We start from the raw sequence: 15,727 nt of genomic DNA, 5'->3' as shown, positions 1-15,727 counted from the left end.
ATGCTATAAAAATAGCCTATTTGAGCTTAGAAAACGGTAAAGGTTCCATCATAATAGAAACTACTTTTTCTACTATTTTACCATCTTCTTCTGAAGCCTTTTGAGCCTTTTTCCAGACTGGGTCAGCTCTAAAAGCATCCCATGATGTTTTGGCAGCGGCTTCACTTTCATGAGCAATGATATATACCAAATGTGGTTGCGTATTTTCCTTTTCTATAGTGCCCCAGTAAGCTATATTTTCAATACCATGTGTTTCAAAAATATCTCTGGTATGGTCTCTAAATCGAGCAACAATATTTGGATACCTTCCAGGAAGGCAATAGTAAGACCTGAGCTCAAAGGTTCGCTCTGGAGACTTAGCTTTTAACTTTAGCTTCTTTGTCAATTCTGGCTCCATTTTCAGAAATTTAGAATCTACTGCAGCCACTATTTTTCCATCTTTTTGAGAGTCAGCAGCTACTTTTTGCCATTCTGGGTCGGCGGAAAAAGCTTTCCAAGCTGCTTGTCTTGCTTCCATGGAAGGGTAAGATAGCATATAGATGAGGTCATTCTTCATATCTGGTGAAGTAGGTAACCAGTAGGCTACGTTTGTCATACCATGCTTCTCAAAAATACGCGTAGTATGATTTTGAAAACGGGCTATAAGGTCATCTCTTTTACCTTCATGACAATGGTATACACGTAATTCATAAACCTTTGTGTCAGGTTTGGCGTCCACATTGAGAGCTAATAAGGCCATAGAGAATAGGAGAAAAAGTTTCATAATTTATTTAATAGGTTTTCTGTAAATTTACAGTAAATCATTTCAAAACTACGCCCTTTATTCCCTTATAGGTTATTGTGAAAACCAAATAGTGATTTTCGACAATGTCAATACAATAAACTCTTATGAATTTAAATAGAAGACTTTTCTTAGCTACGGTTTTGTCTGGTTTTGTTCAAATGTCTTTTAAGAAAGGTCGCAAACTCTGCTTTTCTACTTTAGGTTGTCCAGATTGGAGCTGGGAAGAGATTCTAACTAATGCTGAAAAGTATGCTTATAAAGGCATAGAGATAAGAGGGCTAGGTAGTGAGATTGATATCTTAAAAAGCCCGGTTTTTTCTAAAGCAATGCTAAAAGAGTCGAAGAGAAGGGCAGAAGATAGCGGCGTTGAAATTGTCAATCTAAACCCATCTTCTAATTTGCATCAAACAGAGGTGAGCAAGCGTCAAGCCAATATGGATGAGCTGAAAAGGTATGTTGATTTAGCGGTGGAATTAAATAGCCCCTATGTAAGAGTTTTTCCAGACAAGTTTGCTTTCAAAAACGATAAACAAAAATCGCTTAGTTTGATAAGTGAGGGGCTGCAAGAAGCCAATGAGTATGCGAATGGTAGTGGCGTGAAAGTACTTTTAGACTGTCATGGAGATTTGGTTTGGTCTGAAGATATTAAACAAGTTATGAATGAGCAGCCGGCCGGCAGTTCAGGTATAATTTGGGATTATTTCAATATGCATTATTTGACGGAGGAGTCTGCATCAAAAATGACGAAAAGCTAAAACCATTTATTGAGTTTGTTCAGATAAAAGACGGTAGTTTTAAGAATAGAGAAACTCACGAATACTTTTTACCAGGGAAAGGGGAGGTGCCTATTACAAAGGTTTTAAAACAACTTGATAAAATCGGCTACAAGGGCTTTATAAGTCTAGAATGGGAGAAAAGATGGCATCCAGAACTGCCAGATTTAAAACAGGCATTGCCTCTTTTTAGTCAAATTATTAATGCCTAGTCAAACCAAAATTTACTTGCAAGTGACCAAAGCCAAAATTCTATTTAGCTGTGTTTTAGCTTTTTTCTCTAGCTTGGTTTTTGGGCAAGCAGAAAATTCTAGATTTGGCATAAGCCCGCATTTTGGTTTAGGAATGCTTTTACCTGGTGCTCAAAAAGCGATAGAGGGAAACCAAAGAATGAACTACTTATGGAAGTTTTACAATATTGGTTATACCACAAATAATCAGGGAGAAAGAAGCTTCAACCTCCAAACTACGAATAGAATAGGCGTAAATTTTAATTACAAACTATCGAACAATATTGATTTAACTGCGGGAGGAACTAGGATAAATTATGTGAGTGCCTATAAGCCAAGTTTGAATTATGATTTTCAGGGGCAGCAGGTGCAGGCCTTTCTTGATGACTTTAACTACCTAAGTCTAAACTTTGGTGTAAAATATAGAGCTTATAATCTCTATTATGTGGTGCAGGGAAATTTTATACCAAATGTTAATGGATTTTACCAGAGGCGTAAAGAAAAGTACTCTTCGGATATAATTTCCGGAGACTATACCAATACAAGTGGAACGGGTTTAAAATTTAACACTTTGGTGTCAAATGACCTTAAGTATGGGCTTTACTTGGGCATAGGACAAGAGGTGTTTTTAGGAGGTGATACGGAGCTGGAGTTAGGTTTTAGTTTTGCTCTTCAGCCTCTTTATGTAGAACAAATTGACTTTTATAATAGAGGTTCGCTTATTGGAAGAAATAGAAATAACAAACTTATTAATGGGGTGTTCTTAGGCCTTAAACAGTCTTTTAATTTTAGGAAGAAGGAGAAGCGACCAAAACCAAAAAAGAAGAAAACTCCAAGGGTTGAAGTAAATGAAGAAAGCTTTGAAATAGGGGAGTCAGCAGTTAGGGTAGGAGAGGATTTGGTGATGGACGAAATCCAGTTTGAGCAATCATCTTCTGAATTAGATTACTTTAGTCAGCAAAGCTTAAACTCTATTTATGCGTTTTTACTAAGGTATCCTAAGTCAAAAATAGAGATTAGTGGGCATACTTCTTCAGAAGGTGATAGGGGTGCCAATATTGAACTTTCAGAAAAGCGAGCCGAGGCCTGTAAAGACTATTTGATAAGTAAAGGAATTAGCGGAAGACGAATAAGAACCTTAGGTTTAGGCCCAGACAGGCCGATTTCAAGAAAAGAAGAGGAACTGAACAGACGTGTGGAGGTTAAGATTTTGAGTATGGAGTAAATGTTCTTTAATCTTGTCTAATTTTACGTTTTAAATCACATAATGAATAACAGACTTTGAAAAAAATAGTAACTTTTATATTCTTATTTTATCATTTGGTTTCTTTTGCCTTTGGACAAAGTGCAGACTCTCTCGTGATTATTGAGCCAAAACCGGTTGGAGGAGTTAATTCCCTTATTTATCATTTTTATGATATTAATTTCGAGAGGGAGCAAAGACAGTTACTCAATGATGTTGAGGTAGAATTAATATTCAATATAGATAGAGAAGGAAATCCAGAATTGAAAGTTGTAAACGGAGTTGCTGATAAGGCAATTAGAGATAGTTTGTTTCATGCAGCGAAAGGGTCACCTCAATTTATCCCTTATAGCAAGAATGGAATACCAGAAGAAACAACTTATTTTCTAATGCTTACTTTTCCCTCTTTTGACCCTAACTCCTATGAAGAAGTGCCGTATTTACAGAGTATTGCCTTTAAGGAAGCTAATTATGAAGACTTTGAGTATTTAGAAAAAGGGCAACCTAGCTTAGACATTTTGATTTCTGGTCAGATGAATCAATTTTTAGGCTCGCCAGCAAATCATCTTGGGTTAGGAGGAGGTATGAAACTTGATATGTTTTTAACCACCAAAAAATATTTCACTTTAGGTTTAGACATGTCTTTCTATGGAAATAAGCTAAAGTCGCCGTTTGACTTGGATATTAATGAAAGTCAAAACCAAGCCCCTCCGAGCCTTTTTGTAGGAATAATTATTGGCAAGCAATGGAAACAAATAACTACTAATTTGGAGGCGAATGTAATGGTAATAAACATCACTCCAAGTTCTGAGCACAAAGAAACAGGCGTTCAATTTAACGGATGGAGTCCAGGTTTGACACTACATTATCCGATAAAAATAGGCAAGCCTATTCCCAGGTTTGAATATTCAAGACTTGGTGTATATCAAAACAATATAGATTTGAATATTGGTATTAAGCAATTGCTTTTGGATAATAAACAGGCTTCTGGAACTATGGTGGAGTTAGGGGTTGGATACAGAATTAATGCATCAAAGGTTAAAAAGTATAAATTGAAAGAAAACTGGAAGAATTAAACACAAAAAAAACGAAGCATCTCACGATACTTCGTTTTAATATTAGCCTTAAAGCTTATCAAACATCACAAATCTTCACACATCTTTCAAGAGATGCTAACATACCTGCCTTGTCTTTAGCTTTAGGGATAAATTCTTGTCCTAAATATCCTTTATACCCAGACTCTATCAAGGCTTCTACCACCGCTGGGTAATATATTTCTTGTGTTTCATCTATCTCATTACGGCCAGGCATTCCACCAGTGTGATAATGGTTAATGTACTTTCCAAAACGTCTGATGTTTCTGATATGGTCGCCGTGCATGCTTTGCATGTGGAAGATGTCATATAATAATTTGAAGTATTCAGAACCTACCATTTCACATAGTGATACACCCCAGTCTATGTGGTCACACATGTAATCTCTGTGGCTATTTCTTGAGCTAAGCAACTCCATAGAAAGTATAACGTCATACTTTTCACATGTTGGAATTAGCTTTCTAATCACGGTGGCACAGTTTATCATGCCCTCGTAATCATTCATGCCGTTTCTGTTTCCAGAAAAACATATAATGCTTTTGATACCATTTTCAGAAGCCTGCTTTAGCAGGTTTTCATAAAAAGGAATAAGTACTTCATGATTTTTAGTGTTGGCAAAAAAGTTGGTAAGACCAGTGCCTTTAGGCCATGCACCCCAACCTATCGCTGCGGTTAAACCATACTTTTTCAGTATTGGCCACTCCTCAGGCCCAGTAAGTTCTATAGAAGCCATTCCGATGTCTTTAACACCTTGGCATAATTCTTCAAAATCAATAGAGCCATAGCACCATCTACACACAGAGTGCTTTATGTTATTCTTCAGTTCCACTTTTGGTTTGATTAAATTTTCGTTTGCAATTGCTCCTCCAGCTATTGAGGTTGCCGCCACAGTGCCTAGGGCCTTAATGGCATTTCGTCTTGATGTATTCATTATTGTTCTGTTAGGGTAACGGTTAAAGTTAAGCAAAGAATTTGGTTCGGCTGAATTCTGTTTATCTCAAAACAGCCAAATTGACGGTTTGTGCAATCATTTGAATTATTTCAGACGCCCTAAAACCAAAAACACCGACTATCAATATTGACAGTCGGTGCTTAAATAGAAGCGAAGCTTTAAATTACCTCAATCCATTAATATAACTCGCTATTTTCATCACATCTGCTTTAGGCACATGTGGCATTGGAGCCATTGGCGTGGCATAATCAGGCCAGTTTTTTGGCTGAGGAACAGCTATCAGCTCAGCTATTTTTGCATCGCTGTACTTTCTCTTTGCAATATCTTTAAAAGCAGGGCCAATCACTTTTTTATCTTGAGAGTGACACGCTAAACAAGTATGCTTTTGAAGTAATGGTTTTACTTCGTCAAAAGTAGGAGCAGCAGCTGAAGCCTTTGCTTGACCTTGACCATCAGGAGAAACCAGCTTTTTAACTGTTTTTGATGCAGAAGCAGGTTTGGCTTTTCCAGAGTCTGTTGTTTTTAATTCTGACGTTGACATTTTTTCTCCGTCAGGAATATTATTTAAAGTATAATAAACCGTAGGATGAATAAGCGAGTAGTACGTACCAGCAGCTCTAATGCCATCAAGGTTTAACTCATGCACAAAATACTTTCTAAGGCCGTCCATTACTATTCTTAGTTTTTTGCCATCGGCAGAAAGCTTAACACCTTTTATGTTTAGGTCTTCTCTGAAAATAGGAGGTGAGCCATAAACTGGGTGGTGCTTATAGTTAAAACTAGAAGCAGAAATAGAAGCCAAATCTTCCGCAGATTTTCTGTCAACAGGAAGCGTGAACTCTACTTCAAAACCATCAGGCATCGCCTTAACTTTTAACATTTCAAATGGCATTTTACCATTCCATACTAATCTTTGGAAACCTTGGTTCGCGTCACCAGCTGAGCCCCATCCACGGTTAGTTTCTCCCACAAAAAGAGAACCGTCTTTTGCCCAATCCATTCTCATTACACCAGACTGAAAACCACTTCTAAAATCCCAAGCAGCACCTTGGTATTCGCCATTGACTTTTTCCATAAACACACGCATGATTTTAGATTGACCTTGGTCACCTATAAAAACTTGGTTGCTAAAAGGGCCAAAAGCTCCTTTGGTTTCATCTTTTATTAATTCAGAATTAGAAATACCAAGAATACCATGAGGTAACCAAACCACAGGCGTTTGCACCTGTGGGTATTTTTCTTTTAGCTGCCAAAGCATGTCTGGCGTTTCGTTTACTACGTTTTCTGGTTTGATATATGCACCAGCGGCGTTTCTAATTTTTCTGTTGTCGCGTTCCGCAAAAAACTGCTCTTCAGTAAGCTTGGTAGGCGAGTCTTCAGTGGTCCATGCTAAACTAGCTGGGTGACCCGTGAATGCACCTTTTTTCAAATGCCAGATTCCACCAGAACCCATCCAGTCACCTTGGTTATCAGCATAAAATAACTCACCATCTATCATTCCAAGACCTGCAGGCGAACGCATTCCTGTAGCCCACTCTTCTCTATGACCATCAGGAAATACTTTAAATACAGAACCTCTAGTAGGTACTCTAGCTTCACCTCTCCACCATTCTTCGTTTCCAAAAGCCACATTTCCACTGACAAAGAAACTTCCGTCAGGAGCAAACTTAGGACCGAAAGAATACTCATGATAGTGTCCTGAAATAGGCCATGCACTTACTGTTTCATAACGGTCTGCTTTTCCATCGCCGTTTTCGTCGGTAAGTTTTGTTAACTCACCACGCTGCACGCAGTAAAAAGAACCATCACGGTATTCTAAACCAAGAATTTCATGTAAACCAGAAGCATATAGCTTGTAATAAGGTTTTCTGCTAAGTGGGTTTTCCAGAATCCATATATCACCTCGTCTGGTTGAAACAGCCACAGAGCCATTAGGTAGTGTACATACACCACCTACTTCTAAAAGCACTCCTTCAGGAACGGGCGGCGTAACAATTTTGTAAAAATCTTCTTCTTTTGGAGACTCTTGGGCTTGCACAGCAAAGCAGAAGAGGCTTAAAAGTAATATTTGTAATTTTTTCATTTATCTAAATCTTTTAATATTAGAATAATAGCTCGTAAGTCAATTGGTCTTTAACCGCAACCTTTAGCTCTTTTTTGTTGCCATTGGTACTGATAATAACAGAAGCATTTGGTTCCAGTTTTATGTACCAGCTTTTATTATCAATCGCATATAAGTTGTCAGACATTTTTTCAATTTTTGAAGCACTCGTCAATTTGGCAAACAAATCTTTTGAGCCCTCTACGGTAATAGTTCTTTCAAAATTCTTTCCGTCTTTAATTCTGATTTTGTCGTTCACCTTAGAACCATAAATTTCGTAAACGAAAGTTGGCATGTTGTTTTCATCTATGGTGTAACCTTTTGGTTTGTACGCAGTACCTACCGTGTCTTTTGGCCAAGCCAAAGCAGTTTTAGAAAGTGTCAAATCATTATTAAGTAAAGTCAATGAACCTCTAGGCCTTGAAGAACCATCACCTCTGCTATCCCACATTGGTGTGGCGTCTAAGAAATCGCCTCTCCAAAATTGAAGCAAAGCTCCCTTGTCAAGGTCATATGTGAAGTGAATATTTTCAGGTGTACCCACGCTTATGGCGTGAACAATTCTTATGCGACCGTCGCCATTGTCAAAATCCATGAAACTTCTAAGATTTGTATTGGTTTTGGCATCAATCAAGATGGGGTCAGAAGCTTTATTTCCAAACATAGAGCTCGGTGAGTGAAGAGCCACTTTTCTAAAACCAGGACCTGTAACAAAAAGGCCTAAAGTTGGGCTCATCCAGCCATCATATTTAGCATTGTATATTTCTAAGGAATGTTTTCCAGCTTTCAGCTCAATTTCTCCTGTTCTTTCGTCATTTGGTCCCGTGTATTTATTGGTCAAAACTTCTTTACCGTCAATGCTTAGGGTGTTGTTAGCTGAAGAAAACTGATTGAAAGTATATTTTCCATCTGCAGGGGCTGTGAAATCTCCTTTAATAGTATAAGAGTATTCGTTTGGCTGCTTCATAAATTCCCATGAAAGTTCCTTTAATTCACCAGCATCGTCAGTGGCAAGGTTCTTAGGGTCTGCACTTGGGTCATAAGGAGCATAAGAAACTTTGTATGTTAAGTTTTCCAAACTTGCACTTGGTTTATCAAAGTTACTTATCATGATGTTTTTTAATGCCAAAGAACCGTGGTCGCCTTGAAATCTTAATGGGCCTTTTGCCACATCTTTTGCAGTCATAGCACCTCTAGTTACACCAGAAAGCTCTACATTTTCATGAATCAACATGCCATTCAGTTTTACAGAAAGAATTTCGGCATTGGCTATTTTATTTCCTTGAGCGTCAAACTTTGCTGCTTGAAAAGAGATATCCATGTGTTGCCATAAGCCAGGGGCTTTAGCTGCGTTTATTCTTGGAGCGTAGCCTTGATAGCCTTTTTGACCATCAGGTTTGCTTTCGTCCCATCTTTGGTAAATTCCACCACAGTCTCCATAGATAGGATTTTTCTTTCCCCAGCTATCAAATAGTTGAATTTCGTAGTTTCCTTGAAGATAGATACCTGAATTAGAACCTTTCGCAATCATAAAATCAAATGATATATCAAGGTCGCCATGTGTAAAGTCTGAGACTAATTCATATTCTCCGCCATAGGTACCATGTTCATGGATGTTGGCTAATACGCCTTTACCGGCAGTAGTTTCAAGATTATTATCAAGGAAAGGATTGGCAGAGGCACTACCTACAATACTCCAATTGTTCGCTTTATTTGAAAACCCAGAGAGGTTGTCAGATAAAATCTTTTCCTGAGCAAATAGGAGGTTGATACTCCCTAGTAGGAGTAGCCCGAGAGCATTTTTTTTCATTTGTTTATGTATTTTCTAAAATGGAACTTCAAATATAAGTCGAGAAAATTCGATATAAAGCCTAAGTTGTCAGCTTTTTAGGCAGAAAAGTAGACAAGACGCTAGATTTTTAATTATTAAAAGAATTTAAAATCAACTAATCAATTATTTATTTGTTTGATAAAGTGGCTCTTATATTCTAAAAATTATGGCAATGAAAGAATAAAGCCTTTAGCTTAATTTTTTTTAAATTGTTCTAAGGTTTCTACTCTTTAGCTATATGATGTCATTTCTATTTATTCTCCTTCTATAAGTGCCAAAATATCCGACATCCCTTTTGGGGAGATAGCCCCCTCCAAACCATTGGGCATAGCAGACTGTTTAGCTATTCGACGAGATTTTATAGCTGTTTTCGCTATATTTTCTGTTTGCCCACCAAGTGTTTTCAGACTCAGCGAATTCTCACTTTCAGAAATAATGATTCCAGAGAGGAAATTCCCATTATTTGTTTCTATTTCCCATTGACCATATTTATCGGCAATTGAGTTATTAGGGTTTATTATTTCGGTAATAATAGAATGTTTGTTTCTACTTTTTAGGGTGGCTAAATCAGGGCCAAAAGCAGTACCATCTTTACCGTCAATTTGATGACAAATGGCACAGTTTTGCTGAAACAGTTTCTTGCCGTTTTCTGCATTACCTTTCATGTTTGCCGCCGGCAGATAGTTTTGAAGTACTGCTTTTCTATCTTCATTTATGGCAAAAACTTCTCTTGCATAGTCCCTAATATTAGTGTCATAGTAATTCATCAATTCTACTATCTGAGGCCATTCAATATCTGCTTTGGCAATGTTGCCCACTTCTACCTGCTTTATTAATTCGGATACTTTGTTTTCATTGTTTAATAGGTAAGCTATCCAAGCCTTTTTAGAAGAGTTCGTTAAATCAGCGTATTTTTTATTGATACTTGTAAGTTCAGTAATGCTTAAAGTATTTGTCAAAGCCTCTATGGAAGCTAATTGCAATTTTTCGTTTTTACCGTTGAGAATATTGTCAAGAATTTTGCCTTTTATCTTAGGCTCTCCAAGGGTAGAGAGCAAACTCATACCATCAATTTGAAAGGCGATATCATCATCCGAAGCCATTCTGGTATATATAGCATTGGTGTTTAAGGTATTCGAAACCCTGTTTACACCAAAAGTGCCTATGATACTTTTTCTGAGTTCATGATTTTGGCTGGTAAGGAATGTACTTAAAAGTAATTCTTGTTCTGTTTTAGTTAATGTTTTTGGGTCGCTGTAAGCTTGTATAGAAGAAATACCAGAAAGCATAGCGGCTTGCCACCAACTGTTATTGTCGTCCGTAATGTTTAGGATTTTAGTAATTAAACCACCTTCTCCTTTTTTGTACATAGTGGCGGCCAAATGTGAGAAAAACTCACTTTTATTTTTTGATGCTTCTGCTCCAAAATCTCTTACGGCATTTTGAAAGAGTGTTTCTTCAGAACCAGCAGATGAAGCAATAGCTGCAATACCCACCCATTTGTCTTCCGCGTCATTTTTCAGAATTGTAGATTTTAATTCTTCTACTTCAGGGAAATCAAAAAAGGCAGAAGAGCAAAGCCATTGAAATCTAACTCTCTCGCTAGAGTCATCTGCCGTTTTTAGTATTGATGCTTTCAGAGCTTCTGTTTGAAACATAGGATTTGACCAAAGTCTGTCTGCCAGTTGCAAAGCATTTTCTCTTACTCCAGACTCTTTGGCTGCTAAAGCTAAGGTAAGGTCGTCGCTTGTTAATTCTTCCCAATCATGAAGTAGCCATAGTGCTGGGATTTTGGCTTGCTCACTATCTTCTTTTATGATTTCATGAAGAAAAGGGGCTGCAGTTTTGTCTGCTCTTTGAAAAAGTAGTCGCTGAGCAGTTCTTCTATACCATCCATTCTCATGAGATAGTAGTTTGGTGAGTTCTTCAGTAGAGTTTTCGCCTAAGTTTAGAGCACTTATCCAGTCCATTTTGAGACCACTTTTTGGCGTTATTCTATAAATTCTGCCTTTTTTAGTTCCTTCGTAAAGAGCACCGCTTTGGTTTACTTCGTCGCTCATCCACTCAGGGTGTTCCACTATTTGGCGGTAATAATCCACCACATATAATGCTCCATCGGGTCCTACATAAAAGAAAACAGGCCTAAACCATGGGTCTTTGGATGCTAAAAACTCTTTGTTTTCTAATACTCTTTTTCCTGTGAAAGTGGCTCCGTCAGTTTCTATATGGTCAATATGAACCAGGTTATGAACTGGCTCGCCAACAAGCGTAGTGTTTTTAAATTCATTACCAAAAGCTCCTCCATCATACCATGTAATGCCACAGCTGGAGGTAATTTGTCCAACATCAGTCAGTAGTTGATGATTTGGGTTTTCCGTAATTGGGAAAACTTTGGCGGCGTTTCCATGGTCAGAAAACTTTTCCATGGCTTCCTCTATAGCCAAGTTCGGGTTCGCCTTCACATAGCGAGCGTCCATCACCTCATGGAAGAGATGATTAGCGTTGTCAGTATAAAATCGATGTCCCCATTCGTCTACCGCATGCCCATATTGCGACTCGCCAGAAAGCGTTTCTAGTTCTAAATAATTTGGTTTGAAACGCACATTTCTTCCGTCTGCATTTCTTGCCAATCTAGGAGCGTTTGGTTCATCTGGAAATCTAACTTCTGAGCCTTTGTCGCTAAAAACATGTTCGTAGGCAAATGAGTTTATAGCACCAGAATGTGCCACGTATATCCAATTGTCAATCCCAAACTTTGGGGTATTCATATTATGCTGCGGATTGGATAAAGAAAAGCCCGTTATCATGGCTTTTTTTATATCCGCTTTGCCGTCATTGTCTTTATCGGCCAGGAAGGTGACATCTGGAGCATCTGCTACCAAAATTCCATCTTCCCATTTCATTAAGCCCATTGGAAGGGTAAGGCTATCCGCAAAAACTTCACTTTTATCTGGTAGGCCGTCGCCATCGGTATCTATCAACTTTTTGATTTTACCGGATTTAGTCAGGTCTAAAGGATAACCAGGCATTTCTGCTACATACCAGTCTCCGTTTTCGTCAATTTCCATGGCAACCGGGTCTGAAATTAAAGGCTCAGCCGCTACAATTTCAATGTTGAAACCATCCATTATCTCTAAGTCTTCTAGGGTTTTTAGAAGTTCTGGATTTTGGTCAAAATAAGTGGGGTTTGGGCTTTGGCAGGATGCTAAAAGCGTTAAGAAAAAGAAAGAGAAGTATTTCATAGGGCTAGGTTATTTACTGCAATTTAAAACCTACATACGACATACACTCTTTTATTACCTGACTTTCGTAGGCTGTTTCGTCATATTTATTCTTCAACCTCTTGAAGAAACTCTGGAAAGTTGGCTTAACGCTTGTTTCCATTTTGATTCTGTAATAATCTAGCTCTTCCTTTTTATAGGTGTTTGGTTGGCCATTGGTATAAGCTATGAAATACTGATTTTTTTCGCATAATGCACCCAAATAACAAATTTTGGCACCTAATTCAGGCTCAGGATTTGCAGCCAAGGCATGTTCAAAGCATTCTTTTGCGTAGGAGTTGGTAAAATAGTCTTCGGAGGTAGGCTCGCCATATTGAATTTCCATGGCACTCCATTCTCTATCAGAAAAAAGCCAACCATTTCCCCAGTAACTCATATTATAGGCGGCCAAACCTAGCTCATACCACGCTCTAGCATTTTTGGGGTTCTTAGCTACTTCTTTTTGATTGTTGACAGCGTTTTCCAAAAAGTATATTGGATTTAGCAATCCTTCATCTACTTCTTCACCCATAATAAACTGTCTAGGAATTGGAGAGAAATAATGGGTAAAAGGACCGCCTGTAAAATGACTTTCTTCACACTCTTTGAAGGCGGCTAGTGCTTTTTCATACTGCTGCGTTCTGATTAATTTCCTACCGTAGGCCATCAAAAGGTTATTCTTATTAATGCCAGAAAGGGTAATCAATTGTTTATCTACAGAACTTAAATCTTCGCTTTTTATAAAGTTTATGGTAGCTCCTAGAAGTTTAGCGTCTTGAGTTTCCAAGAGCCTTGCTTCTGAGGTACCGTTCATGTAGGAGTAACTATCTTCTTTTACTGCGGCAATATTCTCCGCTAAGAAAGCCTTCACTTTTTGGCTATCAATACTTTCTATCTTCTTGCTAAAGCATGACTGCAACCAGCTTTTTGATTCAACAGTTTTAACGCTTAAATACTTTTCTTGTAGCTTGTCGGTCAATAGCACAAGAACATTATTATCTCGGAAGCTTTCTACTTTTTTAAATGCCGCTATTTGTTCCAGTAAGCTTTCTTCTTCGTCCACAGCTTTGGTTTCTAAGAAATACAGTGTTTTGAAAAGCTGGATTTGGCGGTTCAAAGCCATGTTTTTCACCCCTTCATCCTCAGCTTTTTCTAGAAGGGGTTCCATAGCAAGATAATCACCTTTTATATAATGTAGATAGGCTGCTGTGGTGTACCAAAAGGCTTTCTTATCTAAAGATTGGTTTTTTAAAAGAGACTGATTGAAAGCTAAAAGTGATTCAAAATATGTTTTGCTTTCATTTGTAAGAGCCTGTGCTTTGCTAGAATCAACTTTATAGTTTTCGTCTAAAACATCTAAGTTATGTGAATATAGTCCGGCGTTCTTTTCGGCATAAAAATTAACCTCGTTTTTGTTTATTTCTCTTGCCATCACCAGTTCCAGCATTGGGTGGTTTGGGTTCAAGGCGGTCATGTGCTTTAAAAGTTCTAGCCCGTCTTGGAAGGGTTGAATAGCTTGCAAGGCATAAACCATGAGTTTTTCTTCATCATTTTGGCATAAGGCTAGAGCTTCAGAAAAGTGCTGACGTTTTAGGCGTCTTACACTCAAATCTGCCTGATTTCTTCGGGTAGGAGATTTCTCAAAAATCTTCGCAAATTCTAAAACGGCTTTTGCGGTATCGCCTTGATAAAGTAAAGCTCCCGCATGTCTACTCTGCGACCATTCTGATATATAGGTCTTGGTTTTTACCTCTTTTTGAAACTTTTCATAGTCTCTAAATAATGAACGCCAGTCATTCGCTTTCGCGTCCATTTTCATCAATTGGAAACCATAACGTTCTTTAATAAAATCACTTTTTGATTTGTCGGCATTTATAAGGGCAACATCCCTAAGGTCGGCCAATAATTGCTCATTGACAGGCTCCGCGGGCTCCCAATACGTGCTAAACTTCTCCGTTTCTTTGTCTACCTCTTGTGCTAATAGAATATATTCTGCGGCTTCTGCTTTGCCAATTTTTCGTAATTGCTCTGCAAATTCTTTACCTAAAGTTTTTTCATATAAGCCCTTTTTGATAGTGGTTTTGTCAATCTTTTTATCCGTGTAATTATACCAAGTTTCCAGATTGAGAGAATCAGAAAGCGAAGCCGAATTCTGCATGAAATACTGCTGATTCAAATAATCGTTGGTATAAAAATAGGGCTGAGTAGCGTCGGGATTATTAGCAGCTTCGGGATAAAAAATGGTAAAGTATTCTGTAAAATCAAGCGGGCCAGGACCACAAGCAATAGAGAATAGAATGAAATATGAAAGGAGTTTTTTTACGTTAGGGCGTTTCATGATTTAAGCTATGTTCTAGTTTTCTAACAGCTTTGAATATTGTTTTAGTGTAAAGTTGTCAAGGCTTTTGTGGTCAAGATGAAAGAGCAGAATTTGAACATCCTTGTTTCTAACTCTTTTGAGTATTGCTTTTTTGACCTTATTCAGTGTTTTGAAGTCTACTTTTTCATGTCTAAAAACGTCGCCTTTCCGGAAAGATTGATTCTGGAATTCGCAATTTTCTTGACAAATTAGGAGGTTTCCATTTTCTCCAGGCTTAGTATTGAAATGTCTCTTCAAGTCTAATTTTGACACATTTTTGAAATAGGTGTGAAACCTATTGTTCCTAAAAACTATGGCCTGTTGGTAAATGGGGAGGGCAATATCAACCGGCAGCGGATATTCAGGAAGTCGATAAATGTACTGGTCAATTATGCTTGGGTCAAACAGGGAGTTTTTCGTTTGAATGTTTGTCCAGTCGCCTACATTATAAAGCATGAGTGCCACGCGGTCTACAGGCGGTACGCCTGTCTTTTCTCTGAATTTCACTTGGTGAAGCCTCAGCGTGCATGTGAGCTTAACTTTCTCTTCAAACTCACCCTTTAATTTCTCAAGAAAATGAAAATATTTAGCCTGTGTTGTTTCTGTCCAGTCGCAGTCTAACTGTATTTCATTAAATGTTAAAGAATGGTCACTGGCTATGGATTTAATTTTAGAAGCCGTTTTGGTGGCTAGCTTGGTTGTTTCTTCTAGGTTTAATGACTTAAAAGTTCTGTTAGTTATGTAAACAACAGGAACTAAATTACCCTTTGGACTGTCTTTAAATTTTACCATTCCTTTCGGAATAGCTTGATTGATTTCTTTGTTAAAATCTATATCGAAAAAACGAATGTAGGTTTTGTTTATGTCGAGTTTTGTGAATGTTTCTTTCGCTTTTTCTGAAGGTTGGTAGCTGGATTTCCAATGATATACAGCCTTTGATAAGACCTTTTTCTCTGGTTTTTCAGAACAGGAAAGGACAAACAAACAAAAGCAGCATAATAAGAAACGACAACTCATAGACTCAAAGTAAAAGCTTTTCCGCAACTTTGCGAATCAAAACATAATATGCTTGAATATTTAAGAACGGGAATTTGTTTTAT

General features: G+C 37.9%; 11 protein-coding genes. 4 read left to right on the top strand and 7 right to left on the bottom strand.

Features of this window, described 5'->3' with window-relative positions:
- Positions 1 to 16: 16 nt before the first annotated feature.
- The gene (locus AADJ06_RS18755; RefSeq protein WP_341228027.1) at positions 17 to 763 is read right to left on the bottom strand and encodes an NIPSNAP family protein; all 747 of its coding nucleotides are present in this window, start codon (positions 761 to 763) and stop codon (positions 17 to 19) included.
- A 125-nt stretch (positions 764 to 888) separates the two neighbouring features.
- Here AADJ06_RS18755 and AADJ06_RS18750 point away from each other — a divergent pair, with 125 nt between their 5' ends.
- From AADJ06_RS18750 to AADJ06_RS18735, 4 genes are read left to right on the top strand one after another with little or no spacing between them, the layout of a single operon-like run.
- Positions 889 to 1,539 (top strand): TIM barrel protein, encoded by a 651-nt coding sequence (locus AADJ06_RS18750; RefSeq protein ID WP_341228026.1) that lies wholly within the window; start codon positions 889 to 891, stop codon positions 1,537 to 1,539.
- Entirely contained in the window at positions 1,476 to 1,769 is a 294-nt protein-coding gene (locus tag AADJ06_RS18745; RefSeq protein ID WP_341228025.1) for a TIM barrel protein, read from the top strand. The genes AADJ06_RS18750 and AADJ06_RS18745 overlap by 64 nt, the downstream gene beginning before the upstream one ends.
- A 22-nt stretch (positions 1,770 to 1,791) precedes the next feature.
- On the top strand, positions 1,792 to 3,012 hold the full coding sequence (locus AADJ06_RS18740) for an OmpA family protein (protein ID WP_341228024.1): 1,221 nt from the start codon (positions 1,792 to 1,794) through the stop codon (positions 3,010 to 3,012).
- A 56-nt stretch (positions 3,013 to 3,068) separates the two neighbouring features.
- A complete protein-coding gene (locus AADJ06_RS18735; RefSeq protein ID WP_341228023.1) occupies positions 3,069 to 4,106 on the top strand; it encodes a hypothetical protein in 1,038 nt (345 codons plus the stop codon).
- Between the two features lie 58 nt (positions 4,107 to 4,164).
- Here the strand turns inward: AADJ06_RS18735 and AADJ06_RS18730 are convergent, their stop codons facing one another.
- The 6 genes from AADJ06_RS18730 to AADJ06_RS18705 all read right to left on the bottom strand — a co-directional run bounded on the left by AADJ06_RS18730 (position 4,165) and on the right by AADJ06_RS18705 (position 15,611).
- On the bottom strand, positions 4,165 to 5,055 hold the full coding sequence (locus tag AADJ06_RS18730) for a TIM barrel protein (RefSeq protein ID WP_341228022.1): 891 nt from the start codon (positions 5,053 to 5,055) through the stop codon (positions 4,165 to 4,167).
- A 184-nt stretch (positions 5,056 to 5,239) separates the two neighbouring features.
- Positions 5,240 to 7,159: a c-type cytochrome gene (locus tag AADJ06_RS18725; RefSeq protein ID WP_341228021.1), complete on the bottom strand. Its 1,920-nt coding sequence runs from the start codon at positions 7,157 to 7,159 to the stop codon at positions 5,240 to 5,242.
- A gap of 19 nt (positions 7,160 to 7,178) precedes the next feature.
- Positions 7,179 to 8,987 carry a family 16 glycoside hydrolase gene (locus tag AADJ06_RS18720; RefSeq protein ID WP_341228020.1) on the bottom strand — a complete coding sequence of 603 codons (1,809 nt, stop codon included), beginning with the start codon at positions 8,985 to 8,987 and terminating at the stop codon, positions 7,179 to 7,181.
- Positions 8,988 to 9,262: 275 nt separating this feature from the next.
- Positions 9,263 to 12,250: a PVC-type heme-binding CxxCH protein gene (locus tag AADJ06_RS18715; RefSeq protein ID WP_341228019.1), complete on the bottom strand. Its 2,988-nt coding sequence runs from the start codon at positions 12,248 to 12,250 to the stop codon at positions 9,263 to 9,265.
- Between the two features lie 13 nt (positions 12,251 to 12,263).
- A complete protein-coding gene (locus AADJ06_RS18710) occupies positions 12,264 to 14,606 on the bottom strand; it encodes a hypothetical protein (protein ID WP_341228018.1) in 2,343 nt (780 codons plus the stop codon).
- 15 nt (positions 14,607 to 14,621) lie between these two features.
- A complete protein-coding gene (locus AADJ06_RS18705; protein ID WP_341228017.1) occupies positions 14,622 to 15,611 on the bottom strand; it encodes a hypothetical protein in 990 nt (329 codons plus the stop codon).
- Positions 15,612 to 15,727: the final 116 nt, after the last annotated feature.

The sequence above is a fragment of the uncultured Arcticibacterium sp. genome (assembly GCF_964021845.1).
GTDB lineage: Bacteria > Bacteroidota > Bacteroidia > Cytophagales > Spirosomataceae > Arcticibacterium.
This window is presented reverse-complemented; position numbering and strand designations above follow the sequence as displayed.

Bases quoted from the DNA above. Each gene is read 5' to 3' on its own strand.
- AADJ06_RS18715 (WP_341228019.1), bottom strand. From the start codon at position 12,250: ATGAAATACTTCTCTTTCTTTTTCTTAACGCTTTTAGCATCCTGCCAA.
- AADJ06_RS18710 (WP_341228018.1), bottom strand. From the start codon at position 14,606: ATGAAACGCCCTAACGTAAAAAAACTCCTTTCATATTTCATTCTATTC.
- AADJ06_RS18720 (WP_341228020.1), bottom strand. From the start codon at position 8,987: ATGAAAAAAAATGCTCTCGGGCTACTCCTACTAGGGAGTATCAACCTC.
- AADJ06_RS18755 (WP_341228027.1), bottom strand. From the start codon at position 763: ATGAAACTTTTTCTCCTATTCTCTATGGCCTTATTAGCTCTCAATGTG.
- AADJ06_RS18725 (WP_341228021.1), bottom strand. From the start codon at position 7,159: ATGAAAAAATTACAAATATTACTTTTAAGCCTCTTCTGCTTTGCTGTG.
- AADJ06_RS18730 (WP_341228022.1), bottom strand. From the start codon at position 5,055: ATGAATACATCAAGACGAAATGCCATTAAGGCCCTAGGCACTGTGGCG.
- AADJ06_RS18750 (WP_341228026.1), top strand. From the start codon at position 889: ATGAATTTAAATAGAAGACTTTTCTTAGCTACGGTTTTGTCTGGTTTT.